21 protein-coding genes and 2 tRNA genes are annotated in these 23,205 nt (G+C 71.0%); 13 read left to right on the forward strand and 10 right to left on the reverse strand.

The annotated features are described in order from the left end of the window. Positions 1-89 precede the first annotated feature (89 nt). The 4 genes from RC1_RS11895 to RC1_RS11910 all read left to right on the forward strand — a co-directional run bounded on the left by RC1_RS11895 (position 90) and on the right by RC1_RS11910 (position 7,912). Positions 90-2,432, forward strand: coding sequence for a sensor histidine kinase (locus RC1_RS11895; RefSeq protein WP_012567646.1), 2,343 nt, complete (start codon positions 90-92; stop codon positions 2,430-2,432). A 212-nt stretch (positions 2,433-2,644) separates the two neighbouring features. Continuing rightward, on the forward strand, positions 2,645-4,021 hold the full coding sequence (locus tag RC1_RS11900; protein WP_049766699.1) for an OmpP1/FadL family transporter: 1,377 nt from the start codon (positions 2,645-2,647) through the stop codon (positions 4,019-4,021). A 107-nt stretch (positions 4,022-4,128) separates the two neighbouring features. Further along, entirely contained in the window at positions 4,129-7,092 is a 2,964-nt protein-coding gene (gene polA, locus RC1_RS11905; RefSeq protein WP_012567648.1) for a DNA polymerase I, read from the forward strand. Between the two features lie 127 nt (positions 7,093-7,219). Further along, complete coding sequence (locus tag RC1_RS11910) at positions 7,220-7,912, forward strand: tRNA-uridine aminocarboxypropyltransferase (RefSeq protein WP_012567649.1); 693 nt, start codon at positions 7,220-7,222, stop codon at positions 7,910-7,912. A gap of 97 nt (positions 7,913-8,009) precedes the next feature. Here the strand turns inward: RC1_RS11910 and RC1_RS11915 are convergent, their stop codons facing one another. From RC1_RS11915 to aroA, 8 genes are all read right to left on the reverse strand, one after another. Then, positions 8,010-8,369 carry a lipopolysaccharide assembly protein LapA domain-containing protein gene (locus tag RC1_RS11915; RefSeq protein ID WP_012567650.1) on the reverse strand — a complete coding sequence of 120 codons (360 nt, stop codon included), beginning with the start codon at positions 8,367-8,369 and terminating at the stop codon, positions 8,010-8,012. 199 nt (positions 8,370-8,568) lie between these two features. Further along, a complete protein-coding gene (ihfB, locus tag RC1_RS11920; protein WP_012567651.1) occupies positions 8,569-8,850 on the reverse strand; it encodes an integration host factor subunit beta in 282 nt (93 codons plus the stop codon). 303 nt (positions 8,851-9,153) lie between these two features. Continuing rightward, positions 9,154-10,884, reverse strand: coding sequence for a 30S ribosomal protein S1 (rpsA, locus tag RC1_RS11925; protein WP_012567652.1), 1,731 nt, complete (start codon positions 10,882-10,884; stop codon positions 9,154-9,156). A gap of 281 nt (positions 10,885-11,165) precedes the next feature. After that, on the reverse strand, positions 11,166-11,864 hold the full coding sequence (gene cmk / locus RC1_RS11930) for a (d)CMP kinase (protein WP_012567653.1): 699 nt from the start codon (positions 11,862-11,864) through the stop codon (positions 11,166-11,168). A 70-nt stretch (positions 11,865-11,934) separates the two neighbouring features. Further along, the gene (locus tag RC1_RS11935) at positions 11,935-12,297 is read right to left on the reverse strand and encodes a type II toxin-antitoxin system PemK/MazF family toxin (RefSeq protein WP_012567654.1); all 363 of its coding nucleotides are present in this window, start codon (positions 12,295-12,297) and stop codon (positions 11,935-11,937) included. Further along, positions 12,284-12,505: an AbrB/MazE/SpoVT family DNA-binding domain-containing protein gene (locus RC1_RS11940; RefSeq protein ID WP_041785337.1), complete on the reverse strand. Its 222-nt coding sequence runs from the start codon at positions 12,503-12,505 to the stop codon at positions 12,284-12,286. The genes RC1_RS11935 and RC1_RS11940 overlap by 14 nt, the downstream gene beginning before the upstream one ends. 84 nt (positions 12,506-12,589) lie before the next feature. After that, on the reverse strand, positions 12,590-13,237 hold the full coding sequence (locus tag RC1_RS11945) for a Uma2 family endonuclease (RefSeq protein ID WP_012567656.1): 648 nt from the start codon (positions 13,235-13,237) through the stop codon (positions 12,590-12,592). A gap of 82 nt (positions 13,238-13,319) precedes the next feature. Then, positions 13,320-14,666, reverse strand: a complete 1,347-nt coding sequence (gene aroA, locus RC1_RS11950) for a 3-phosphoshikimate 1-carboxyvinyltransferase (protein WP_012567657.1) — start codon at positions 14,664-14,666, stop codon at positions 13,320-13,322. A gap of 310 nt (positions 14,667-14,976) precedes the next feature. On the opposite strand from aroA, the gene RC1_RS11955 reads away from it, so the two are divergent. The 4 genes from RC1_RS11955 to RC1_RS11970 all read left to right on the forward strand — a co-directional run bounded on the left by RC1_RS11955 (position 14,977) and on the right by RC1_RS11970 (position 18,602). Then, positions 14,977-15,390, forward strand: coding sequence for a TIGR02300 family protein (locus RC1_RS11955; RefSeq protein ID WP_012567658.1), 414 nt, complete (start codon positions 14,977-14,979; stop codon positions 15,388-15,390). A 173-nt stretch (positions 15,391-15,563) separates the two neighbouring features. Further along, positions 15,564-15,639 (forward strand) — tRNA-Ala (locus RC1_RS11960). A 264-nt stretch (positions 15,640-15,903) separates the two neighbouring features. Continuing rightward, positions 15,904-16,860, forward strand: coding sequence for a glycosyltransferase (locus tag RC1_RS11965; protein WP_012567659.1), 957 nt, complete (start codon positions 15,904-15,906; stop codon positions 16,858-16,860). Beyond that, entirely contained in the window at positions 16,857-18,602 is a 1,746-nt protein-coding gene (locus RC1_RS11970; RefSeq protein ID WP_012567660.1) for a hypothetical protein, read from the forward strand. The genes RC1_RS11965 and RC1_RS11970 overlap by 4 nt, the downstream gene beginning before the upstream one ends. A gap of 422 nt (positions 18,603-19,024) precedes the next feature. On the opposite strand, the gene RC1_RS11975 is transcribed toward RC1_RS11970, so the two are convergent. Further along, a tRNA-Gly gene (locus RC1_RS11975) sits at positions 19,025-19,099 on the reverse strand. Between the two features lie 427 nt (positions 19,100-19,526). Between RC1_RS11975 and RC1_RS11980 the strand changes: the two genes are divergently transcribed. From RC1_RS11980 to RC1_RS12000, 5 genes are all read left to right on the forward strand, one after another. Beyond that, the gene (locus tag RC1_RS11980) at positions 19,527-20,459 is read left to right on the forward strand and encodes a thioredoxin family protein (protein WP_012567661.1); all 933 of its coding nucleotides are present in this window, start codon (positions 19,527-19,529) and stop codon (positions 20,457-20,459) included. Next, the gene (locus tag RC1_RS11985; protein ID WP_012567662.1) at positions 20,456-21,118 is read left to right on the forward strand and encodes an LON peptidase substrate-binding domain-containing protein; all 663 of its coding nucleotides are present in this window, start codon (positions 20,456-20,458) and stop codon (positions 21,116-21,118) included. Before RC1_RS11980 ends, RC1_RS11985 begins: the two co-directional genes overlap by 4 nt. A 71-nt stretch (positions 21,119-21,189) precedes the next feature. Beyond that, entirely contained in the window at positions 21,190-21,393 is a 204-nt protein-coding gene (locus tag RC1_RS11990) for a Trm112 family protein (RefSeq protein ID WP_012567663.1), read from the forward strand. A gap of 8 nt (positions 21,394-21,401) precedes the next feature. Continuing rightward, entirely contained in the window at positions 21,402-21,782 is a 381-nt protein-coding gene (locus RC1_RS11995) for a gamma-butyrobetaine hydroxylase family protein (RefSeq protein ID WP_012567664.1), read from the forward strand. A 177-nt stretch (positions 21,783-21,959) separates the two neighbouring features. Next, positions 21,960-22,442, forward strand: a complete 483-nt coding sequence (locus tag RC1_RS12000) for a VOC family protein (protein WP_012567665.1) — start codon at positions 21,960-21,962, stop codon at positions 22,440-22,442. 27 nt (positions 22,443-22,469) lie between these two features. On the opposite strand, the gene RC1_RS12005 is transcribed toward RC1_RS12000, so the two are convergent. After that, positions 22,470-23,111: a MarC family protein gene (locus RC1_RS12005; protein ID WP_012567666.1), complete on the reverse strand. Its 642-nt coding sequence runs from the start codon at positions 23,109-23,111 to the stop codon at positions 22,470-22,472. Positions 23,112-23,205 lie beyond the last annotated feature (94 nt).

The following is a 23,205-nucleotide window of genomic DNA, read 5'->3' on the forward strand; positions in this document are numbered from 1 at the left end:
ACCTCCACCACCCTGGGGCATCTCGTTCGAGGGCCCCATGCGTGTCCGCGCCCATCTCCCTCCAGTGCCGCCTGTCGGACGGCCCGGCCATGGCTGACGGCAGCCCCTGGCCGCTGCCGTCCGGCAGCGGCGGCACCACGCTGCTGGAGGTGATCACCCGCCTCCAGGCCGATGCCCTGGCCGGGGTGGGGACGGCTACCCTGTTCGCACGCATCCTGAACGCCTTCCGCGAAGCGACCGGCAGTCCCTGCGGCCTGATCGGGGAGGTGTTCGGCAATGCCGGCCCTTCCCCCTTCCTCTGCCCCATGGCGCTGGCGGGACCAGGAACCGAGGGGGGCGGCCCGGACGCCGGCGAGCGGCAGGTGGCGGCCCTGGCGCCCTTCGACGGGCCGGTCGGCCGGGTGATGCGGAAAGGCAGCGCCCTTCTGGAGAATACACCGGCCCCGACCGGGTCGGCCGGCGACGGCCCGGCCCCGCTGACCGCCTTCCTGGGCATTCCGATCATGGCGCCGCCGGTCTTCACCGGGCTGGTCGCCCTGGGCAACCGGCCCGGCGGCTACGATCCCGGCCAGATCGAAGCGTTGCAGCCCCTGGTGACGACGGCAACGGCGCTGCTGCGCGCCCGCCGCGCCGAGGAGAAATGGGCGCTGGTCGAGCGGCACATGCGGCTGGTGCGGGCCGAACTGCGCGACCAGAAGGAGCGCATGGACCAGGTCATCGCCGGCACCGGCGTGGGCATCTGGGACTGGAACCCGCAGACCGGCGTGCTGATCATCAACGAGCGCTGGGCCGGTATCGTGGGCTACACCCTGGCCGAGCTGCAGCCGGTCAGCATCGCCACCTGGCGCCGGCTGGTCCACCCGCAGGACCTGGAGAAGGCCGAGACCCTGCTGGAGGATGTCTTCGCCGGCCGCAGCCCGCTCTACGCCTGCGACATCCGCATGCGGCACAAGGCCGGCCACTGGGTCTGGGTGCGCGACAGCGGCCGCATCATGGGCCGCGACAGCGCCGGGCGGGCCCTGCGCATGGTCGGCACCCACCTGGACGTGACGGAGGAGCGCCGCACCCTGGAGCAGGCCCTGGACTACCGCGGCCAGATCGAGGCGATCCTGGCGGCCGTGCCCGACGGCATCATGACCGTGGACCGGGACCTGCGCATCACGCGGGTAAACCGTGCCGCCGAGGCGCTGTTCGGCTGGCCGGCGGACAGCATCGTCGGCCAGACGGTGGACGTGCTGCTGCCCGAGGGCCAGGCGGAGACGCACGGCCGGCTGGCCCGCGCCTTCTTCAAGACGGAGGAACCCGACGCCCGCCGCCAGATGGCCGGCTGGCGCGCGGTGCAGGGCCGCAAGCGCGACGGCAGCCTGTTCCCCGTGCTGGTCACCCTGTCCGCCACGCTGATCGACGGCCAGCCCATGGTCGTCGCGGCGCTGAAGGACATGACGGTGATCGAGCAGCAGAAGGCCGACCTGCGCGCGCTCGCGGACGAGGTGGGCGAACAGCTCAAGGCCGCGCAGGCGGCGAACCACGCCAAGAACCGCTTCCTGGCCGCGCTCAGCCACGAACTGCGGACGCCGCTCAACGCCATCATCGGTTTCTCCGAACTGGTCGCCACCGACACCGACGAACACATCGACCCCGAGAAGCGGCGGGAATACGCCGCCGACGTGGCCCAGGCCGGCACCCACCTGCTGGCGCTCATCAGCGACCTGCTGGATCTGGCCCGGATCGAGGCCAACCGGATCGAGCTGGAGATCGAACCCTGTCCGCCGGACGGTCTGACCTCGGACGCCGTGCGGATGCTGGGTCCCTCCCTCCGGGACAAGGGGATCGAGCTGGAGGTGGCTGTCGCCCCCGACCTGCCCCGGGTGGCGGCGGACCGCCGCGCCGTACAGCAGATCCTGACCAACCTGCTGGGCAATGCCGGCAAGTTCACCCCCAAGGGCGGCCGCGTCACCGTCACGGTCGGGCTGGACCGGGCGGTTCCCGGTCAGGTCCGCTTCACGGTCGAGGATACCGGCTGCGGCGTCCCCGCGGACAAGCTGCCGCTGCTGGGCCAGCCCTTCGTGCAAGTCGGCGACAAGCGCCGCGCCTCTGCCCCCGGGCTGGGCCTGGGGCTCGCCATCAGCCGCGGCCTGGTGGAGCGGATGGGCGGCATGCTGCGGATCGAGAGCGAGCTGGGCCGCTGGACCCGGGTGTCCTTCGGTCTTCCCACGCCGGGAGGGGCCACGCCGGGAGGGGCCACGCCGGGAGGGGCCACGCCTGGAGGGGCCACGCCGGGAGGGGCCACGCCGGGAGGGGCCACCCCGGGAGGTGCCGTCCCAGAGAGGGCCGTTTCGTCGCACCCCGCCTCCGGACGATGCGCCGGATCGGGCGGGAAAGCCCATCCCGGCGGGAACGACGGACCCCTGGAATCCGTTGTTTCGGAATAAACATCCGACGCTAGGATTAAGCGCCGCATTCCCAGCCGCCCCAGGTTCTGCTTGTCATGCGCCGTACCGTCGTGCTTGAACCGCGATGTCGCCGCGACAGTCTTTCGACGCAAGCCGGCCGGGGAGCCCCCCGGGGTGGCGCCGGACGACGCGGCGCCGAACCATGAGAGCCGCTTCCGAACGGCCGACCTCAGTGCAAGAGCCCTACTGACATGGGTAAGCCCAAGAAGATGACCATTGTCTCTCCCTCCCGCTCCGGCCGGAGCGCCGCCCTTGCCGGCGGCTTGCTTGCCGCGACCGCGCTTGCGACCGTCGTTTCCCTGCCGTCCGGTGCCCACGCCGCCGGCTTCCAGATCCGCGAGAACAGCAGCGCCCTGCTGGGCACGGCGTTTGCCGGACTGGCGTCCGACCCGCGCGACCTGTCCACCGCCGTGAACAACCCGGCCGGCCTGACCTACATCCAGCGCTCCGGCGCCGAGGCGGCGCTGAGCCTGATCGTGCCCAGCACCAAGTTCAAGGGCACCAGCAGCGACGCCATCGGCCGCCCGATCAGCGGTGAGGCCGAGGGCTCGAAGGACCCGCTGCCGCTGCCGGCCGCCTTCCTGGTCTATGCGCCGGAGGGGCAGGACTGGCGCCTTGCCCTGTCTGCCACCGCCCCCTACGGGCTGGAGACGGACTATGATGACGACTGGACCGGCCGCTACCATGCCGTGAAGTCCACCCTGGAGACGGCGAACGTCAATCTCGCCGGCGCCTACCGGCTGATGCCGCAGCTCTCCGTCGGCGGCGGCATCTCGGTGCAGCGTGCCGAGGCCGAACTGACCAACGCCGTGGATTTCGGCGCCATCCTGGCGAACCTGCGCGTGCCCGGCTTCCTGCCGCAGTCAGCGGACGGCATGGCCAAGGTGCAGGGCGACGACTGGGGCTGGGGCTGGAACCTGGGCCTGCTGTTCGAGCCGGTGCCCGGCACCCGCTTCGGCCTGTCCTACCACTCCAAGATCGACCACACGCTGGAGGGCACCGGCAAGTTCACCGTGCCGACGTCCGTCCGCACCGTGTTCACGGCCGTGGGCGTGCAGGCGTTCCAGCCGGAGTCGGACGCCACCGCCGACGTCACCACGCCGCAGTCGATCGACTTCTCCGTCAGCCAGGACCTGGGCCGGCTCGGCCTGCACGCCACCGCCTCCTGGACGGACTGGAGCGAGTTCAAGGAGATCCGGGTCGTGTTCGCCAACCCGGCACAGCCGGTCTCGGTGGACGAGCAGTTCTACAACGACACCTGGTTCTTCGCCGTGGGCGCCACCTATGCCTACCGGGATGACCTGACCCTGCGCGTCGGTGCCGCCCATGACGGCCGCGCCGCGCAAGGGGAATACCGCACCCCGCGCATCCCGGACGAGGAGCGCACCTGGCTGACCGCCGGCCTGTCCTGGCAGCCGCTGGAGTCGCTGACCGTGGATGCCGGCTACGCCCACCTGTTCGTGGCGGACGCCACGGTCAACCAGACGACCGGGACGGGCAACCGCCTGACCGGCCATTTCGAGAGCAACGTGGACATCATCTCGGTGGCTGCCCGCTACCGCTTCTGACCGGGCGGTCGGCGCGGCCCCGTTCCGGCGGAACGGGGCCGCTCTCGACTCGGCCCCGGGCTTGGGCCATGGTGCAGCCCCGAAAGCCCGAAGCCGGACCGCCGATCATGACCGCCCCGGACACTGCTACCCCGGAAACCGCCGCACCGGAAACGACTGCCACGCCCTCCGACATCCCCTCCCCCGAGGCGGTGAACACCTCGCCGGAGGCGCTCTATCTGGTGGACGGGTCGGGCTTCATCTTCCGCGCCTACCACGCGCTGCCGCCCCTGAACCGGCCGGACGGCACCCCGGTGAACGCCGTGCTGGGCTTCACCAACATGCTGATGAAGCTGCTGGCGGAGCTGAAGGCCGAGGCCGTGGCCGTGATCTTCGACGCCAAGCGGCTGAACTTCCGCAACGAGTTCTATCCCGACTACAAGGCCAACCGGCCGGAACCGCCGGAGGACCTGCGGCCGCAGTTCGCCATCATCCGCGAGGCGGTGGACGCCTTCTGCCTGCCCTGCCTGGAACTGGAAGGCTACGAGGCCGACGACCTGATCGCCACCTATGCCCGGCTGGCCCGCGAGCAGGGACGGCCGGTCACCGTCGTCAGTTCCGACAAGGACCTGATGCAGCTCGTCCGCGACGGCGTGCGCCTGATGGACCCGATGAAGGGCCGGCTGATCGGGCCGGAGGAGGTGGCGGAGAAGTTCGGCGTGCCGCCGGAGAAGGTGGTGGACGTGCAGGCGCTGGCCGGCGACAGCGTGGACAACGTGCCCGGCGTGCCCGGCATCGGTGTCAAGACCGCGGCCCAGCTCATCACCGAATACGGCGACCTGGAGACGCTGCTGGAGCGGGCGGGCGAGATCCGGCAGGCCGGACGGCGGCAGAAGCTGCTGGAGAATGCCGAGCTGGCCCGCATCTCCAAGCGGCTGGTCCGGCTGGACGACGCGGTGCCGGTGCCGGTGCCGCTGGACCGGCTGCGCGTGCGCGAGCCCGACCACCACAAGCTGATCGACTGGCTGAAGGTGCAGGGCTTCCGCTCCGTCATCCACAAGGTAGAGGCGGAGCTGGCGGCCGACGGCACCCTGGTGGACGGTGCGGCCCCCGCCCCGGCCCCCGCCGGCAGGGCGCCGCGCACGGACGTGCGCACCGCGCTGGACAGCCGCAGCTACGCCCCCGCCGCGACCCCCGTGCCGGAAGCCCGCGACGACGGCGTCGCGCCGCAGCCGGAGCGGGTCGAGTACGAGCTGGTGCAGGATCTGGACGCGCTCGACCGCTGGATCGAGCGGGCGCGCGAGGCCGGCACCGTCGCCGTGGACACGGAGACGGACGGGCTGACGCCCGTCAGCGCCGGGCTGGTCGGCATCTCCCTCTCCGTGGAGCCCGGCCGCGCCTGCTACATCCCCGTGCAGCACATCGACCCGGCCACGCCCAAGGGGGCGACGGGCGGGCTGGATCTGGGCGGCACCCCGCCGCCGCCGCCGCAGATCGCGCTGGCGGACGCCCTGGCCCGGCTGAAGCCGCTGCTGGAGGACCCCGCGGTCCTGAAGGTGGGGCAGAACGTCAAGTTCGACTGGCAGATCTTCGCCCGGCACGGCATCGCCATGGCGCCGATCGACGACACCATGCTGATCTCCTACGTGCTGGGCACGGGCCTGCACGGGCACGGCATGGACGAGCTGGCGCTGCGCCACCTGGGCCATACCACGATCAAGTACGACGAGGTCACCGGCACCGGGAAGTCCCGCATCACCTTCGACCGGGTGCCGCTGGACAAGGCCCGCGACTACGCCGCGGAGGACGCGGACATCACCCTGCGGCTGCACCGCGTCCTGAAGCACGACCTGGTGCGCCAGCACATGGTCACGCTCTATGAGACGGTCGAGCGGCCGCTGGTGCCCGTCGTCGCCCGCATGGAAAGCCGCGGCGTGCTGGTGGACCGCGCCGTGCTGCGCCAGATGTCGTCCGACTTCGCCCAGCGCATGCTGGAGATGGAGGCGGAGATCCAGAAGCTGGCCCCGCGCGCCTTCAATGTCGGCAGCCCCAAGCAGCTTGGCGAGATCCTGTTCGACGAGATGAAGCTGCCCGGCGGGTCCAAGGGCAAGTCCGGCGCCTGGGGCACGGATTCCGGCGTGCTGGAGGGGCTGGCCGAGCAGGGCGTGGAGATCGCGCAGAAGGTGCTGGACTGGCGCCAGCTCGCCAAGCTGAAATCCACCTACACCGACGCCCTGGCCGAGCAGATCGACGCCCGCACCGGCCGCGTCCATACCAGCTTCGCGCTGGCCGCCACGGCAACCGGGCGGCTCTCCTCCACCGATCCGAACCTGCAGAACATCCCCATCCGCACCGAGGAGGGGCGCAAGATCCGCCGCGCCTTCGTGGCGCGGCCGGGGCACCTGCTGCTGTCGGTGGACTACAGCCAGATCGAACTGCGGCTGGTGGCGGAGATGGCGGGCGTGCCGGCCCTGCGCCGGGCCTTCCACGACGGCATCGACATCCACGCCATGACCGCCAGCCAGGTCTTCGGCGTGCCGCTGGACCAGATGACCTCGGAGATCCGGCGCAAGGCCAAGGCGATCAACTTCGGGATCATCTACGGCATCTCCGGCTTCGGGCTGGGCCGCCAGCTCGGCATCACGCCGGGCGAGGCGGGCGCCTTCATCAGACAGTATTTCGAGCGCTTCCCCGAGTTGCAGACCTACATGGAGACGACCAAGGCCTTCGCCCGCGAACACGGCTACGTCACCACCCTGCTGGGCCGCCGGTGCTGGATCCAGGGCATCCGGGAGAAGGCCCCCGCCCGCCGCGCCTATGCCGAGCGGCAGGCCATCAACGCGCCCATCCAGGGCACGGCCGCCGACATCATCAAGCGCGCCATGGCCCGGATCGAGCCGGCGCTGGCGGCGGCGAAGCTGGATGCCGCCATGCTGCTCCAGGTCCACGACGAACTGCTGTTCGAGGTGCCCGAAGCGCAGGTGGAGGAGACGGCCGCCGTCGTCCGCGGCGTGATGGAGGGGGCCGCCGGCCTGGGCGTGCCCCTGGTGGCGGAGGCCGGCTGGGCCCCGAACTGGGCGGAGGCGCACTGACCGCCGGAGCGCCGGACCGCCGGGGCGGGGCCATGCCTTTCCGCCGGGCCGCCCTGCGGCGCCCGCGGTCCCCGCCCCCGCGGACAGGTCTGCCCAAGCGGCGCGACCTGGGCTATGGTCCCGCCCCATGACGACCGTGACACCGACGACCCCCGATGACGAGCGCTGCGCCTGTGGCAAGCGCGCCGTCGATCTCTGCCTCTGCCCCGAGCTGACCCCGGCCCGCACACGGCTGGGGCTTCTGGTCCTGCAACATCCGCAGGAACAGGATGTGGAACTGGGCACGGCGCGGCTGCTGACCGCGCAGGTCGAGGGGGCGGTGCTGCGCGTCGGCCTGTCCTGGCCCAACATGGCCAAGGCACTGGGCCGGCCGGCCGATCCGCGCCGCTGGGGCGTGCTGCACATGGGCAGCAAGGAGGACGTGGCGCGGGTGCCACGCGGCGGCATCGCCGTGGTGGACCGCAAGGGCGCCCCCCTGCCCGACAGCGACGCCGTGCTGGCGGACCTGGAGGGGCTGGTGCTGCTGGACGGCACCTGGTCCCAGGCGAAGACGCTGTGGTGGCGGAATGCGTGGCTGCTGAAGCTGCGCCGCGTGGTCATCCACCCCGACTTCCGGTCCGCCTACGGCAATGTGCGCAAGGAACCGCGGCGCGAAAGCGTCTCCACCCTGGAGGCGGGGGCCTTCGCGCTGGGCCGGCTGGAGGGCGATCCGGGACTTCAGGGCCGGATGCTGAAGCCCTTCGACACGCTGCTGGACCGCTGGCAGAAGCGCCGCCGCCCGGCCCGGCCCGTGCCGCCGCCCGCGACTCCGGCCCCCTGACGGCGCCGGACCGGCCGGGATTACAGGCCGCCGGTCTAGAACCCGCCGGTTCGCAGGCCCGTCGGCAACGAGCGGCCTGTCCGGAAAGGGGTGCCCGTCAGGGCACCAGGGCGGGCAGCCGGGTGGTGACGGCGACGGGCACCGCCTCCCGCGCGGCCAGCCGCGCCTCCGCCTCGCCGGCGCGGACCTGGGCGGCGACGAGATCGCGCTCCAGCCTGTCCGCGCGCCGCTTCTGCTGGCGGGCCGCCTTGCGCTGGCCGTGGCCGCCCAGCCAGGCGGTCAGGCCGCCGGCGAAGAAGCTGACCACCATGGCGACCAGGACCAGGGCGTAGAGCGGCAGCTCCATGCTCCAGGGCAGCGGCCACAGCAGGATGGTCACGGTCTGCATGTTGCTGACCGAAAAGGACAGGGCCAGAAGGGCCACGGGCAGGGTGATGATCCAGGTCAGGTGGCGCACCGGGGCACCTTCTTGCGGCTAGACGGGCGGCAGGATGGACGGGGGGCGGACATGCCCCCTCCGGCGCAAGGGTCGCCACAGGCCGCCGCGCTGTCAATGCCCGCGATAAGGGAGAAACGCCGAAAGTGGCACCCGGCCGGCCCGGCGCGGCAGAATGGCCCGCCGGACCCGGCCGGACGGAGCGCCGCCGGCGGCGGTATCAGTCGGTGTTCAGCCGCTCGCGGAGCTGCTTGCCCGTCTTGAAGAACGGGATGAACTTCTGGTTCACGTCCACCGTCTCCCCGGTCCGCGGGTTGCGGCCCAGGCGGGCGTCGCGCTTCTTCACGGAAAAGGCGCCGAATCCACGCAGCTCGACCCGGTCACCGCGAGCCAGGGCGTCGGTGATCTCGTCGAAGATCGTGGTGACGATCTTCTCCACGTCGCGCTGGTACAGGTGCGGGTTGCGCTCAGCAAGGCGCAGGATCAGTTCGGACTTGGTCATCTGGCTACCCCCCCCAGGGTGCGGGCAGATTTCTCCGGCGCGACCCGATGCCGGTCGGCATGCAGGCACCCGGGCCACCGCGCAATTTCCGCACACATTGCCGGAGGGCTTCCCGATGCGCAAGGGTAAGCCTTTCAAGGCGCTGGGATTTTTCCGGACACCCGGCGGCCGGCGGCGGAAGCGGCGGCGGTCGGAGAGGCGGCGGGCCGCAAAAGCGAAGGCCGCCCCGGTTTCCCGGGACGGCCTTCGTCTCTTCTGCCGGCGCCCGCCCTGAAGCGGCCGCCGGAACCGGAACCGGCGGGATTACTCCTCGCCGACCTGCTGCTTGCGCTTGAGCGCCGCACCCAGGATGTCGCCCAGCGAGGCGCCGCTGTCGGACGAGCCGAACTCCTGCATCGCCTGCTTCTCCTCCTCGACCTCCTTGGCCTTGATGGAGAGGGTGATCTTGCGGCTGCCGCGGTCGATCTGGGTGACCTTGGCATCGACCTTCTCGCCGATGGCGAAGCGGTCGGGCCGCTGCTCGGAGCGGTCGCGGGACAGGTCGGACTTGCGGATGAAGCCGGTGAAGCCTTCGCCCACCTCGACCTCGATGCCGCCCTCGGTGACCTGGGTGACCGTGCAGGTCACCACGTCGCCCTTCTTGACGCCGGCGACGGCGGTCTCGAACGGATCGCCCGCGAGCTGCTTGATGCCCAGGGAGATGCGCTCCTTCTCGACGTCAACGTCGAGAACCTTGACCTTGACCTGATCGCCCTTCTTGTAGGTCTGGATGGCCTGCTCGCCCGGGGTGTTCCAGTCCAGGTCGGACAGGTGGACCATGCCGTCGATGTCGCCGGGCAGGCCCACGAACAGGCCGAACTCGGTGATGTTCTTGACCTCGCCTTCCAGCTCGGTGCCGCCGGGGAACTTCTCGACGAAGGACTCCCACGGGTTCTGCATCGTCTGCTTCAGGCCGAGGCTGATGCGGCGCTTCACCGGATCGACGTCCAGGACCATCACCTCGACCTCCTGGGAGGTGGAGACGATCTTGCCCGGGTGGACGTTCTTCTTGGTCCAGCTCATCTCGGAGACGTGGACCAGACCCTCGATGCCCGGCTCCAGCTCCACGAAGGCGCCGTAGTCGGTGATGTTGGTGACGCGGCCCTTGAACTTGGCCTGGACCGGGTACTTGGCTTCCACGCCCTCCCACGGATCGGCCTCGAGCTGCTTCATGCCGAGGCTGATGCGCTGGGTCTCCGGGTTGAAGCGGATGACCTGGACCGTGACGGTCTGGCCGATCTGCAGCGCCTCGGACGGGTGGTTGATGCGGCGCCACGCGATGTCGGTGACATGCAGCAGGCCGTCAACGCCGCCCAGATCGACGAACGCACCGTAGTCGGTGATGTTCTTGACGACGCCCTGCAGGACCTGGCCTTCCTTGAGGTTGGCGACCAGCTCGCTGCGCGCCTCGGCCCGGCTCTCTTCCAGCACGGCGCGGCGGGAGACGACGATGTTGCCGCGGCTGCGGTCCATCTTGAGGATCTGGAAGGGCTGCGGCGTGCCCAGCAGCGGGCTGATGTCGCGCACCGGCCGGATGTCGACCTGGCTGCCCGGCAGGAACGCCACGGCGCCGTTGAGATCGACGGTGAAGCCACCCTTCACGCGGCCGAAGATCACGCCCGTCACGCGGGCCTGGTCGTTGAACGACTTCTCCAGCAGGGTCCAGGCTTCTTCGCGCTTCGCCTTCTCGCGGGACAGCACGGCCTCGCCGTTCTTGTCCTCCATGCGCTCCAGGTACACCTCGACGGTGTCGCCCGCCTTCAGTTCGACCGGCTGGCCGGGAACCGCGAACTCCTTGAGCGCGACGCGGCCTTCGGACTTCAGGCCGACGTCGATCAGAACCATGTCGTTGTCGATCGAGAGGATGCGCCCCTTGACGACGGTGCCTTCCAGGCTGTCGGCGGTGCCGAAGGACTCTTCGAGAAGAGCGGCGAAGCTCTCCTTGCCGGCGGCGGCGCCGGCGGCCGGGCTGGACTTGGCGGAAACCTGGGCCATTGGAACTCCTTGGGTGGAACCTGGAGCGGCACCCGGACCACCCGCGCCGGCACGCCCGAGCCGGAAGGGAGGATCTGGCACCGCCGCGCCGGGCACCACGCCCGGCGGCTTGGGTTGTGCCCGGAACCCCGGGGATTCTCCCGGAACGCCGAACGGGTTGTCCCCGGCCTTGCGACCGGAGGGTGGTGCCCGGTCACGCGGGACCGGGCGGCGAGCCGCGCCCGCACCCCGGAAGGGCGATGGACGGCGGCCTGTCCCGAAGGACCGGATCAGCGTGAGGATCAGCGTCCGTTGAACGCCGGCTTCGCGCGGACGAAGGTCATGGCTGCGTCGAAGGCCTGGTCGGCATCCAACGAGGACGTGTCAAGCAAATACGCGTCGGCAGCCGGCTTCAGCGGGGCCACCGCCCGCTGGCTGTCACGCGCGTCACGATCCTTCATGTCCTTCAGGACGTCGGCGTATATAGCGACAGCGCCCCGCCCCTGCAACTCCTTGAGTCGGCGCTCGGCCCTTACTTCCACCGTAGCGGTGACATAGAGCTTCGCTTGCGCCCCGGGGCAGACCACGGTGCCGATGTCGCGGCCGTCCAGAACGGCACCGCGGGCCCTTGTTCCGCCGGCCAGCGCGGGCGGCCGCGCGGCGAAATCGCGCTGGAAATCCAGCAGCGCCTGGCGCACCGCCGGCACGACCGAGACCAGCGACGCCGCCTGCGCCGTCGCCTCCGTCCGCAGCTCCGGATCGGCCATCAGCCCGGCGATGTCGCCCGGCGTCAGCGCCGCCGCGGCCCGGGCCGCAAGCCCGGCATCGGCCGGGTCCTGCCCGGCGCGGCGCAGGGTCAGCCCGACGGCGCGGTAGAGACCGCCGGTGTCGAGATGCGCGAAGCCCAGGGCGGCGGCGAGACGACGGGCAAGCGTGCCCTTGCCGCTGGCGGCGGGACCGTCGATGGCGATGACGAGGGGGGCGCTGGGAGGCGGGGTCAAAGCGGTAACCCGAAAGCAGTGGTCGTGAGGGCGCGGTCGGGAGGCACCATTCCCCCCCTGCGGCAGCGCGTCAAGGACGGAGCGCAGGGGGCTGGAGCGGGGGAAGGATTTCCGCCAGGGCCCGCGTCAACGCGTCGATCCCGTCCGCATCGAGCCGGCCGATGGCGCGGATCTCGGCGGGTTCGATCACGGACATCTTGCAGGGCCGGATCACGGATGGACGGGACAACCCGGCCAACGTGATGTCCGCGACGGGAATGTCGCCCGGCCAGGCCTCGTTCCGGGCGCTCGTGATCATCACGACCCAGATCAGCCCGAGACGGTCCTGCCGCACGGGCCGGGAGATCACGACCGCTGGCCGACGCTTGAGCACCGGCCGTTCGACGAACGGGAAAGGAACCGTGACGACCTCAAGCGGCTCAAAGGTCGGCATAGTCCTCCTCGTCCGCAGGACCGGCCCACTCGGTGAACAGGGCAAAGGGCTCGTCCGCCAGCGCCGCTCTCCGCTTGGGACGCAGGATCGCATAGCCCTCCTGGAGGTCGTACTCGATCTCGTCCCCCGGCCGGATGCGGAGATGTTCCCGGACGGCGAGCGGCAGCACTGTCTGGACCTTGGTGGACACCCTGCGGCTGATCGCCATGATCGCCCCGGTAAAGCGTTCGTCCTGCCGCCATGTTGACGCCACGGCCGCGGGCGTCAAGCCGGGGCGGCCGGATCCCGGCCATCACTCCCCGGGATCGTCGCCCGGGTCCTCCAGGATGCCGCGGTAGACCTCCGCCAGCGGGATCGCGGCGTCGATGCTGTCCAGGCGCAGCACGGCGTCCGGACCCGCCAGCCGTTCCTGCAACCAGACGTCGGCCCCCTCTCCCCCGGCGTCGCCGGGGCTCGCCCGGCCCGGCACGCGGCGCAGGACGGTGCAGGCGGCCTCGTCCTGCTCCAGTTCCACGATCTCCCGGATCGACGGGGTCGCCTTGAAGAAGGCGTGCTTGCGGTGCATCTCCGAGGCCGTGTTGGCGGGCGACAGCACCTCCACCACCAGCACCGGCTCGCCCGGCCCGGCCGGGGTGCGGCCGCAGCGGACCAGCAGATCGGGGATGCGGAAGTCGCGGTCCCGGCGGCCATGGTCCACGCCGGAGCCGATCTCCAGCCGGCAGGGGTGCTTCCGGGCGGCCAGCGCATTGCCGATCAACCGACCCAGCGCGGCCGTGACGGCGCCGTGGTCCGGGCTGGGCGAGGCCTGGCCGGTCGCCGGATCGTAGTCGCGCAGCACCGGGTAGCCGTCGATCAGTTCCCAGACCAGATCGTCACCGGAGTCCCAGGCCAGGAACTCCTCCACGGTCATGCGGCGGTCGAGCTTGCGCAAAGCGGTCATGGGGGCCTCCCGGGGCGGTCCTGGACCGCCTCCGGATATAGCACGTCCGGCACCGTTCCGACAGGTCCGGCCGGGCGCCCGCCTATGCCGCCGCGATGTCCGCGCCCAGCCCGTTCATCAGGGCGACGAAGCCGGGGAAGCTGGTGTCGATGAAGGCGCCGTCATCCACCCGCACCGGCTGCTCCGTGGCCATGCCCAGGACCAGGAAGCTCATGGCGATGCGGTGATCCATGGCGGTGGCGACGGTGGCGCCGCCGGCCGGCGGTCGGCCGCGGCCATGCACCACCATCCAGTCCTCGCCCGCCTCCACCGTGACGCCGCAGGCGGCGAGCCCGTCGGCCATCATGGCCAGCCGGTCGCTCTCCTTCACCCGCAGCTCGCCGATGCCGCGCATCACCGTGGGCCCCTCGGCGCAGGCGGCGGCGATGCAGAGGACGGGGTATTCGTCGATCATGCTGGGGGCACGCTCCGGCGGCACCTCGACCCCGCGCAGGCCGGAGGCGCGCACCAGCAGGTCGGCGACGGGCTCCCCGCCCTCCTCCCGCGGGTTGGCGTAGGCAATGTCGGCGCCCATCGCGCGCAACGTCTCGAAGAGGCCGGTGCGGCGCGGGTTGGTGCCGACGCCCGGCAGGGACAGCGCGGAGCCCGGCCGGATCAGGGCGGCCACGGCCGGAAAGGCGGCCGAGCTGGGATCGGCCGGCACCCGCAGGTCGCGCGCCGTCAGCTCGCCCTGGCCGGTGACGGTGGCGGCCAGGGCGCCGTCGCCGGCCTCCTCCACCGTCACCTCGATGCCGAAATGCCGCAGCATGCGCTCGGTGTGGTCGCGCGTCGGCTCCGGCTCGATCACCGTGGTGCGGCCGGGCGCGTTCAGCCCCGCCAGCAGGATGGCGGACTTCACCTGGGCCGAGGCCACCGGCAGGCGGTAGGCGATGGGCACCGGACGGTCGGTGCCGATCACCGCCCCCGGCAGCCGCCCGCCCGAGCGCAGGGCGAACCGCGCCCCCATCGTCTCCAGCGGTGTCGTCACCCGCGCCATCGGCCGCTTCGTCAGCGAGGCGTCGCCCGTCATCACGCTGGTGAAGGGATGCGTCGCCAGCAGCCCCATCAGCAGCCGCGCCGCCGTGCCGCTGTTGCCCATGTCCAGCACCTGCGCCGGCTCGGCCAGCCCGCCGACGCCGCGGCCGCGGGTGATCCAGGTGCCGTCGGGAAGCCGCTCCGCTTCCGCCCCCAGGGCGCGCAGGGCGGCGGCGGTGCGCAGCACGTCGTCCCCCTCCAGCAGCCCCTCGATCCGCGTCTCGCCCAGGCTCAGCGCCCCGAACATCAGCGCCCGGTGGGAGATCGACTTGTCGCCCGGCACCGTGACGGTGCCGGCAAGCGCGCCCGAGCGGCGGGACAGCAGCGGGCGGGGTCCGGCGGGCGAGGCGGCCATGGGGGCTCCGGCAACAGACAGGAGGAACGGATCGGCCCGCACGGGGCGGGACGGACCGCCGGCGGACGGTGCCGGCGCCCCCTGCTCCTAGCACATCACGGCAGGGCCGGGAACGGCGCGGGGACGGGCGGAGGGCGCGGTGCGGGAAACGGGCAGCCCCAGGGCCGGCGGGCCGGCGGCCCGCCCCGGTTGCAGGCGCCCGCAGCCCGCGGATTCTTTGGTTTGACAGGGGGCGGGCTTCATGGCAGATGCCCCGCCGGAGCCAGCGCGCAGGAATCACCGGGTCCGCGCGGCAAGAAGGAGGAGTCTCGTGGCGAAAGCGGAATGGGGCACGAAGCGCATCTGCCCGAACTGCGGCACGCGCTATTACGACATGCGGAAGGAACCGCCGGCCTGCCCGAGCTGCGGCACCGTGTTCGATCCCGAGGCGCTGCTGCGCTCCCGCCGGGCGCGTCCGATCCCCGTGGAGGAAGTGAAGAAGCCCCCGGTCGAGGCGGACGAGGACGAGACGCTGGGCATCGATTCCGAGGAGGGACCGGCCCGCAACGACGAGGACACGGAGACCACGGATGACGTGGACGTGGCCGACATCGAGGAGGACGATCTGGACGAGGAGGTCGGCAGCGAAGAGGACGAGGACGTCCTGCCCGAGGATGCCGACGAACTGGGCGACGAGGACGACCTGGGCGAGGTCGTGGACGTGGAGGGCGACGAGGACCGCTGACGCGGCGATCCCCCGGCCGCCCGGAAGAACCGAGGAAATCCAAGGACTTCCGGCATCCTCGAAAAAATTGCGCGGCCGCTGAATTTTCCTCTTGCCAGGGCGCCCCGGTTCGAAGATAAACAGCGCCCACAGCGACGGCGACCCAGAAGCCGGCGCGACGAGACAGACGGTTCGGGGCCATAGCTCAGCTGGGAGAGCGCTACAATGGCATTGTAGAGGTCAGGAGTTCGATCCTCCTTGGCTCCACCATCAAGACCAGGGCCTCAGCCGGAAACGGCTGGGGCCCTTGTCGTTCCGGCACTGGTTCCGGCCCCTGATGCTGTCCCGCGCGAACGCCCACAGGGCAGGCCGGCGCGGCAGACACCCTGGGGGACCACTCCCCCGCCGGGGCAGGACGGTGCCCCGCCCGCGGATCGGCGGTGCGCGGAGATCGGTCGGTGCGCTTGACGCTTCCGGCATTTGTCCCTAATCCGGCTCCCGACCCCGTGACCTCCATTCTGGAAGGCGTACTCCTTGCACCCGGATTCCTGTGATGAACAGGGCCGTATCGCCCTTGTGGTGCCCGTCTACAACGACGGGACAGCCGTGCGGCGGCTTCTGGAAGACCTCGCCGCGGGGCCGCTGGCATCACGGTTGACGGTCCTTCTCGTCGATGACGGATCGGTCGAGGATGCTCCCCGACCGGAGGATCTGGCCCGCACCGGGCTGGCGGGCCGTGTCGTGCGGCTGAGGCGCAACGTCGGCCATCAGAAGGCGCTGGCCATCGGTCTGGCCGAAGCGTTGCGCGATGAGCGCGCGACCCGCGTCGCCTTCATGGACGGCGACGGCGAGGACCGTCCCGTCGATCTTCCGCGTCTGCTGGACGCCCTGACCGGAAGCGGGGCCGACATCGCCGTGGCCCAACGGCAGAAACGCCATGAGACGTGGCTGTTCCTGGCCTTCTATACCGTCTACAAGCCGGTGTTCACGGCGCTGACGGGAAAACGTATCGATTTCGGCAACTTCATCGTGATGACCCGGGCCGCGGCCGAGCGTCTGTCGCTGATGGAAGAGACCACGACGCATGTGGCGGGCGCCGTCCTGGCCTCCCGCCTGCGGCTGGTCCGGGTGAAAAGCGACCGGGGCGTCCGATATGCGGGCACGTCCAGGATGAACTATGTCGCGCTGATCCTGCACGGACTGAAATCCGTCATCGTCTTTTCCGAGGATGTGCTGGTCCGCCTGACGATCCTGTTCGCCGGCATCCTCGGTCTGGGTGCCCTGGCCCTGGTCGTCGCCCTCGGTTCCAAGCTCTCCGGACTCGCCACGCCGGGGTGGCTGACCCTGGTGGTCGGCTTCGTGCTGGTCGGCTGCGGACAGGCGGCCATACTGGTCTTCATGGCGCTGATGACGGTCATCAGCGCACGGCGCACCAACAACGTCACCCCCGTCGAACTGGCGGGCCTGCTCTCGTCACGGGACACACGATGACCGACACACGCGCCCGGGATCTCCTGCCAGCGGTGGTCGGAGCGGTTCTCGTCGCCCTGTGGGGATGGCTGACCTGGGACTGGTGGTTCCCGGTCCCGTTCTGGGACATGGTCAACGTCCTGCGGTTCCTGGACCGCATCGACGGCGCCTTCAATCCCGTCCTGTTCTTCACCTTCGTCGACAACGAGCATCGGCCCGCCTTCCCGATGGTGCTGTTCTACGTCGACACCTATCTGCTCGGGGCAACGGGACGGCCGCTGGTGGCCGCCTCCTGGCTGTGCGCCTTCGTCATGGCCCTGGTCTTCTGGCGCGCGACGTCGGAGCGGACCAGCGACCGCCCTTGGGCGTCGGGCCTGCTGCTGCTCGGAATGCTGGCGCTCCTGTTCGGGCTGGTTCACTTCGAGAATCTGTTCTGGAGCAAGCAGACCCATGTCTACCTGTCCCTCCTGGCATCGGCGGCAGCCATGCGGCTGGCCACGCGGGACGCTTCCGGCGCCTGTCGCGGCATCATCAGCGCCCGTGCCGCCGCCGTTGCCGGCCTTCTGTTCGTCGGCAGTTTCAGCTTCCTCTACGGGCTGGTGGCCTGGGCGCCCGTTCTGGCCTTCCAGCTCCTGAGCCGCCGGCACCGGGCTGATCTGGCGCTGACGGTGCCGGCCTTCCTGCTCACCGTCGCCCTCTATGCCGCCACCTGGACCTGGATCGAGGGGCATGATTCTCCCTTCCGGACACTGCTCGATCCGCCGGGGCTGATGGCCTATGCGCTCGACCTCGTGTCCGGGCCGCTGACCATGGCCGTATCCGCCTTCCTTCCGATGGAGCGGGCGAACCTGATCGCGGTGACGGCCGTGGTCCTGCTGACGGCGGCCGGGGCGGCGGGGCTGCCGCCGATCCGCGGTCTCTTCGGCCGCAGGCGGCCGGAGACGGCCGGGCGCGGGACGGCGCTGCCGGAAACCGACTCCTTCCTGCTGCTGGTCATGGCGCACATGCTCCTGATCGGTCTGGTGACGGGCCTCGGGCGGCTGAACGTCACGCCGGGAGAGACATCCCGGTATCAGATCTGCGGCGCGCTGTTCCTGATCGCCGCCGTCGGGCTGACGGTCCGCGCCCGCCCCGCAACGGCCGGCGCCGCCGCTCTCGGGCTGGCGGCCATCGCTGCCGCGGGCAGCTACGCGGCCTGTCCCCAGGCCAACGCCCTGGTCTTCAAGGTCGAGAACGGGGCGATGGCCTTTGCGCTCGGTGTCGATACCGATCCCGTGGCCGACCAGATCTTCCCTGTCCACCAGATGCTGGCGGACATCCGGGAGCGGATGGCGGCGCAGGGGATCCGGCCCTGGCATGTGCCGGACACCGACCGGATCGGCGGCCCGCTGCCGGAGGCTGCGGACCCTGCCCGCTGCGTCGGCTCGGTGGAGTCCGTCACCGGACTGCCCGGCGCACCGCAACCGTTCCGCCGGGTCGTGGGCTGGGCGTTGGAGCACCGGCAGGGCAGTGATGCGGCCCCGCGGCTCATCGCCTTCACCGACGGGGCCGGGCGCATCACGGGTCTGGGGACGGTCGGCATCCGCAGGGACGAGATATCGGCGCAGACAGGGCTGGGCCGGCTGGCCCGTCAGGTGAGCGATGCCGGATATCCGGGTTTCATCGGGTATGTGCCCGAAGACGCGGATACCGGCTCCGGGGTGGTCCATGCCTGGGCGATCCTGCATGACGGCCGCGCCTGTCCGCTGACCGGCGGGCGCTGAGTCCTTAATGAACCCCTGACCTGACGTCCGCTGTAGCGTCACCCGCATCGTACCCGGCTGGTCCATGCCCCCCCGCCACGCGCTCTGCTCGGCCACGCCATGGCGGCGGGGTGGCAAGGAGCGCGGGCGCTGGTCGTAGCGGAGACCATCACGCGGCTGCCGCGGCCCCCCTACAGTCCCGAGTCGGGTCCGGTCGAGTGCGTCTGGACGGCCCATCGAATGTCGATGGCGCAGAGACTGGTGCGGCGGGGGATGGGCGAGGACTGGCAGGTTTCCGGCCTCCCCCGGCCCGGCGCTCGCAGCCAGGCGGGCCGTGGCGTGCCCGGGGCAGCCCGGCGCAGGCGGCTTGCTGCGTCCCTGCGCTCATCCGGAAAAGCAAAAAGGCCCGGCGTCGGCGCGGGCCTTTTTTGCTTGTCTGAGACTGGAGCGGGCGAAGGGATTCGAACCCTCGACCCCAACCTTGGCAAGGTTGTGCTCTACCCCTGAGCTACGCCCGCGTTCCGTCTCTGTGCCGACGCTGCTTCCGTGCCTTGCGACCCGGTCCCTGTCCGGCCGCCCGCATCGCCCTGGTTCCGTTGCCGTTACCGTCGCTCCGCCGTCGGCCGTCGGGGTTGCGCCCCGTCGGTGAGCGCGGACTATACTCATCCGCCGACGGCTTGCAAGCGGTTTGTTGCAGAAAAAATCGGGGCCGTTGGCGAGGGGGGGGCGGGCAGACTATATAAGCCCGCGGACCGGCGGTTTCCGCCGTGCCCGGCGACGGTGCGCGCCTCCCGCAGGGGCGGGCGACCGAGCCCAAGACCAACCGTCCACCCGACGGCCGTCGCCCCGGCGGCCGTCATCCCGAGCGGACCAACCAGACGGGCCAGCCGAACGGGCCGACCAACCGGGCCGAAACGACAGGCCACGCAACCAAGGACGAGGACCATGCAGCCCAGCTTCCCCGCCACCCCCGCGCCGAAGCCGACCGTCCCCGGCGACATCATCAAGGACGGCAGCGACGCCACCTTCATGGCCGACGTCATCGAGGCGTCGCGCACGGTGCCGGTCCTGGTCGATTTCTGGGCGACGTGGTGCGGCCCCTGCAAGCAGCTCGGACCCGCGCTGGAAAAGGTGGTGACGGCGGCCAAGGGCGCCGTCCGGCTGGTCAAGATCGACACCGACAAGAACCCGATGGTGGCGGGCCAGCTCCGCATCCAGTCGATTCCCGCCGTCTACGCCTTCTACCAGGGCCGGCCGGTGGACGGATTCGTCGGCGCCCTGCCCGAATCGCAGCTCAAGCAGTTCGTGGACCGGCTGCTGCAGGCGACCGGCGCCGCCGCCCCGGGAGGCGACGACATCGCCACCGTCCTGGAGGAGGCGAAGCAGATCCTGGACCAGGGGGATGCGGAAGGGGCCGCCGCCGTCTACAACGAGGTGCTCCAGGCCGAGCCGGAGAACGCCGTCGCCTATGTCGGGCTGGTCCGCTGCCTGCTGGCCGTGGGGCAGACCGACGACGCGCGCAAGCTGATCGAGGGCGCCCCCGCCGCCATCGCCAAATCGCCGGAGCTGGCCGGTCTGAAGAGCCAGCTCGATCTGGCAGACCAGGCCCGGCAGGCCGGCCCGGTCCCCGAGCTGATGAACCGTCTGGCCCGCGACCCCGACGACCACCAGACGCGCTACGACCTGGCCCTGGCCCTCTATGCCGCCGGCAAGGCCGAGGCGGCGGTGGAGGCGCTGCTGGAGATCGTGAAGCGCGACCGCGACTGGAACGAACAGGCCGCCCGGAAGCAGCTCCTCAAATTTTTTGAGGCTTTCGGCCCCACGGACAAGCTGACGGTCATGGCCCGGCGGAAATTGTCCTCTATCTTATTTTCATGACCCTGAACCCCTTCGATCCGACCTTCGAGTCGCTGCCGCAGAGCATCCCCGTCTTCCCCCTGACGGGGGTGCTCCTGCTTCCACGCGGCAAGCTGCCCCTGAACATCTTCGAGCCGCGCTACCTCGCCATGATGCAGGATGCGCTGGCCGCCGACCGGATGATCGGGATGATCCAGCCGGCCGACCCGGCGGACCGCTGCCGCAATCCCGGCCTGCTGGACGTGGGCTGCGCCGGCCGCATCACCTCCTTCTCGGAGACCGAGGACGGCCGCTTCCTCGTCACCCTGACCGGCGTCTGCCGGTTCCTGGTGACGGAGGAGGTGCCGACCACCCGCGGCTACCGCCGCGTGGTGCCGGACTGGTCTCCCTTCGCCCTGGACCTGACGGAGGATGCCTGCCAGTGCATCGACCGGCCGCGGCTGACCTCGGCGCTGCGGACCTTCTTCCAGCAGCACGGCATGCAGGCCAACTGGGACGCCATCGAGAGCACGCCCGACGAGCGGCTGGTCACCACCCTGTCCATGATCTGCCCGTTCGGACCGCGGGAGAAACAGGCCCTGCTGGAGGTGGCGGACCTGCCCCAGCGCGCCGACATGCTGCTTGCATTGATCGAGATGGCGGTGCACGACAGGCGCGACGGCGAAGCGGCCCGGCACTGACGCCGGCCGCAGCGCCCGTCGCCGTACCGTTCTTCCGCACCGTCCCTCAGCATCGACAAGGAGTTCCCGCCATGGCCGACGCCGCCAAGGTTGACCCCAAGCTGCTGGAGATCCTGGTCTGCCCGCTGACCAAGGGTCCGCTGCGCTACGACGCCGACCGCCAGGAACTGGTCAGCGACCAGGCCAAGCTGGCCTATCCGATCCGCGACGGCATCCCGATCATGCTGGTGGACGAGGCCCGTCCGCTGGACGGCGCCCCGGCCCGCGCCGGCTGAGCCCCGCCATGGCGGAGGGCGGCAGCCGCCCCTGGCCGACGGAGATCCGCCTGAAGAAAGCGGAGCGGACCCTGCTGGTCGCCTTCGACGACGGCAGCCGCTTCGCCCTGCCGGCGGAATTCCTGCGGGTCGAGAGCCCGTCGGCCGAGGTGCAGGGCCACGGCCCCGGCCAGAAAAAGCTGGTGGCCGGCAAGGCCGGGGTCGGCATCGCGTCGCTGGAGCCGGTCGGCAACTATGCCGTCCGCATCGTCTTCGACGACGGGCACGACACCGGCCTGTTCACCTGGAGCTATCTGCACGAGCTGGGCAGCCGGCAGGCCGACCTGTGGTCCGCCTACCTGGCCGCGCTGGAGGCCAGGGGCCTGCGCCGCGAGCCGCGGAACCGCTAGCGGGCGGCGCGCCGCTGCGCCATCGGACGGGCAGGCGCCCTGGTGGCCGCCCCCCTGCCCCCCCTGTCATATTCCCGTATCGCCTCCCTGGACGCCATGGCGTCCGCTTAAGCCGATCCTGTAGCCTGGGCGTTTCAAGGAACGGGCACTTCAACGGACGGGCAGGGAGGCGGGTCGATGGCGGAGACGCGGGCGGCCGGAACCATCGGGATGGCAGGGGTCGAGGGCGCCGTCTGCCCCGCCCTGCGCTACCGCGACGCCGGGGCGGCCATCGACTGGCTCTGCCGGGTCGTGGGCTTCACGCGGCATCTGGTGGTGCCGGATGGCGAGGGCGGCATCGCCCACGCGCAGCTCGTGCTGGGCGGCGGCATGGTGATGCTGGGCAGCGACAGGGAGGACCGCTATGTCGGCTTCCGCGCCCCCGGACCGGAGGGGGGCGGGGTCGCCTGCACCTGCCTGCTGATCCACGACGTGGACGCGCTGCACGCGCGGGTGACGGCGGAGGGGGCGACGGCCCTGGAAGGCGGGGTGATCGACACGGACTACGGCTCCCGCTGCTTCACCGTGCGGGACCCGGAAGGCCATCTCTGGCACTTCGGCACCTACGACCCCTGGCAGGCCGCGGCGGACCCCGGCGGAACGTCGCCGGGATCGTCCTGATCCGGGGACCTAGCGGCGCAGGGGGGCCTAGCGGTGCAGTACGCCGCTTTCGATCAGCCCGTCGATGACGAACTGGCAGGCCAGAGCGGCCAGCAGGATGCCGAGCACGCGGTTCACCACGTTGATGCCGGTCACGCCCATGAAGCGGCTGACCTCGGCCGCGAACAGCAGCACCACCAGCGTCAGCGCCAGCACCGCCGCCAGCACGCCCAGCACCACCGCCTGCGAGGCGAGGTCGCCCGAAGCGCGGCCCATCAGCAGCACGACCGAGGTCATGGCGCCGGGGCCGGCGATCAGCGGGATGCCCAGCGGGAAGACGGAGATGTCGGCATCGTGCATCACCTTGTCCTGCGCCTCCGCCCGTTCGTCGGGGGTGGCGCGGATGCCGCTCTCCCGCGCGAACACCATCTCGATCGCCAGCAGCAGCAGCAGGATGCCGCCGGCGATGCGGAAGGCGCCGACACCGATGCCCAGGGCCTTCAGCAGCCCCTCACCCACCAGCGCGAAGACGAACAGCAGGCCGGCACCGATCAGCACGCCCTTCACCGCCATCCGCCGGCGCACGGAATGCTCCATGCCCGCGGTCAGTCCGGCGAAGACGGGACCCAGGCCGATCGGGTCGATGGTGACGAGAAAGGCGACGGCGGTGGCGAGGATCAGATCGGTCATGGTCACACGGTCCGGGCGCACGGGACGGAAGGTCCTGGCGCGGTCGGGATCGGGTTCCGGGAAATCGGGGGATGGCCTAACGCATCGCGGGCGC

It is taken from the genome of Rhodospirillum centenum SW (genome assembly GCF_000016185.1).
Lineage (GTDB): Bacteria > Pseudomonadota > Alphaproteobacteria > Azospirillales > Azospirillaceae > Rhodocista > Rhodocista centena.

What these genes read in the sequence shown, in the direction of transcription:
- RC1_RS11895 (WP_012567646.1), top strand. Translation starts at nt 90, where the DNA reads ATGGCTGACGGCAGCCCCTGGCCGCTGCCGTCCGGCAGCGGCGGCACC.
- RC1_RS11900 (WP_049766699.1), top strand. Translation starts at nt 2,645, where the DNA reads ATGGGTAAGCCCAAGAAGATGACCATTGTCTCTCCCTCCCGCTCCGGC.
- polA (WP_012567648.1), top strand. Translation starts at nt 4,129, where the DNA reads ATGACCGCCCCGGACACTGCTACCCCGGAAACCGCCGCACCGGAAACG.
- RC1_RS11910 (WP_012567649.1), top strand. Translation starts at nt 7,220, where the DNA reads ATGACGACCGTGACACCGACGACCCCCGATGACGAGCGCTGCGCCTGT.
- ihfB (WP_012567651.1), bottom strand. Translation starts at nt 8,850, where the DNA reads ATGACCAAGTCCGAACTGATCCTGCGCCTTGCTGAGCGCAACCCGCAC.
- rpsA (WP_012567652.1), bottom strand. Translation starts at nt 10,884, where the DNA reads ATGGCCCAGGTTTCCGCCAAGTCCAGCCCGGCCGCCGGCGCCGCCGCC.
- RC1_RS11935 (WP_012567654.1), bottom strand. Translation starts at nt 12,297, where the DNA reads ATGCCGACCTTTGAGCCGCTTGAGGTCGTCACGGTTCCTTTCCCGTTC.
- RC1_RS11940 (WP_041785337.1), bottom strand. Translation starts at nt 12,505, where the DNA reads ATGGCGATCAGCCGCAGGGTGTCCACCAAGGTCCAGACAGTGCTGCCG.
- RC1_RS11945 (WP_012567656.1), bottom strand. Translation starts at nt 13,237, where the DNA reads ATGACCGCTTTGCGCAAGCTCGACCGCCGCATGACCGTGGAGGAGTTC.
- aroA (WP_012567657.1), bottom strand. Translation starts at nt 14,666, where the DNA reads ATGGCCGCCTCGCCCGCCGGACCCCGCCCGCTGCTGTCCCGCCGCTCG.
- RC1_RS11970 (WP_012567660.1), top strand. Translation starts at nt 16,857, where the DNA reads ATGACCGACACACGCGCCCGGGATCTCCTGCCAGCGGTGGTCGGAGCG.
- RC1_RS11980 (WP_012567661.1), top strand. Translation starts at nt 19,527, where the DNA reads ATGCAGCCCAGCTTCCCCGCCACCCCCGCGCCGAAGCCGACCGTCCCC.
- RC1_RS11985 (WP_012567662.1), top strand. Translation starts at nt 20,456, where the DNA reads ATGACCCTGAACCCCTTCGATCCGACCTTCGAGTCGCTGCCGCAGAGC.
- RC1_RS11990 (WP_012567663.1), top strand. Translation starts at nt 21,190, where the DNA reads ATGGCCGACGCCGCCAAGGTTGACCCCAAGCTGCTGGAGATCCTGGTC.
- RC1_RS11995 (WP_012567664.1), top strand. Translation starts at nt 21,402, where the DNA reads ATGGCGGAGGGCGGCAGCCGCCCCTGGCCGACGGAGATCCGCCTGAAG.
- RC1_RS12000 (WP_012567665.1), top strand. Translation starts at nt 21,960, where the DNA reads ATGGCGGAGACGCGGGCGGCCGGAACCATCGGGATGGCAGGGGTCGAG.
- RC1_RS12005 (WP_012567666.1), bottom strand. Translation starts at nt 23,111, where the DNA reads ATGACCGATCTGATCCTCGCCACCGCCGTCGCCTTTCTCGTCACCATC.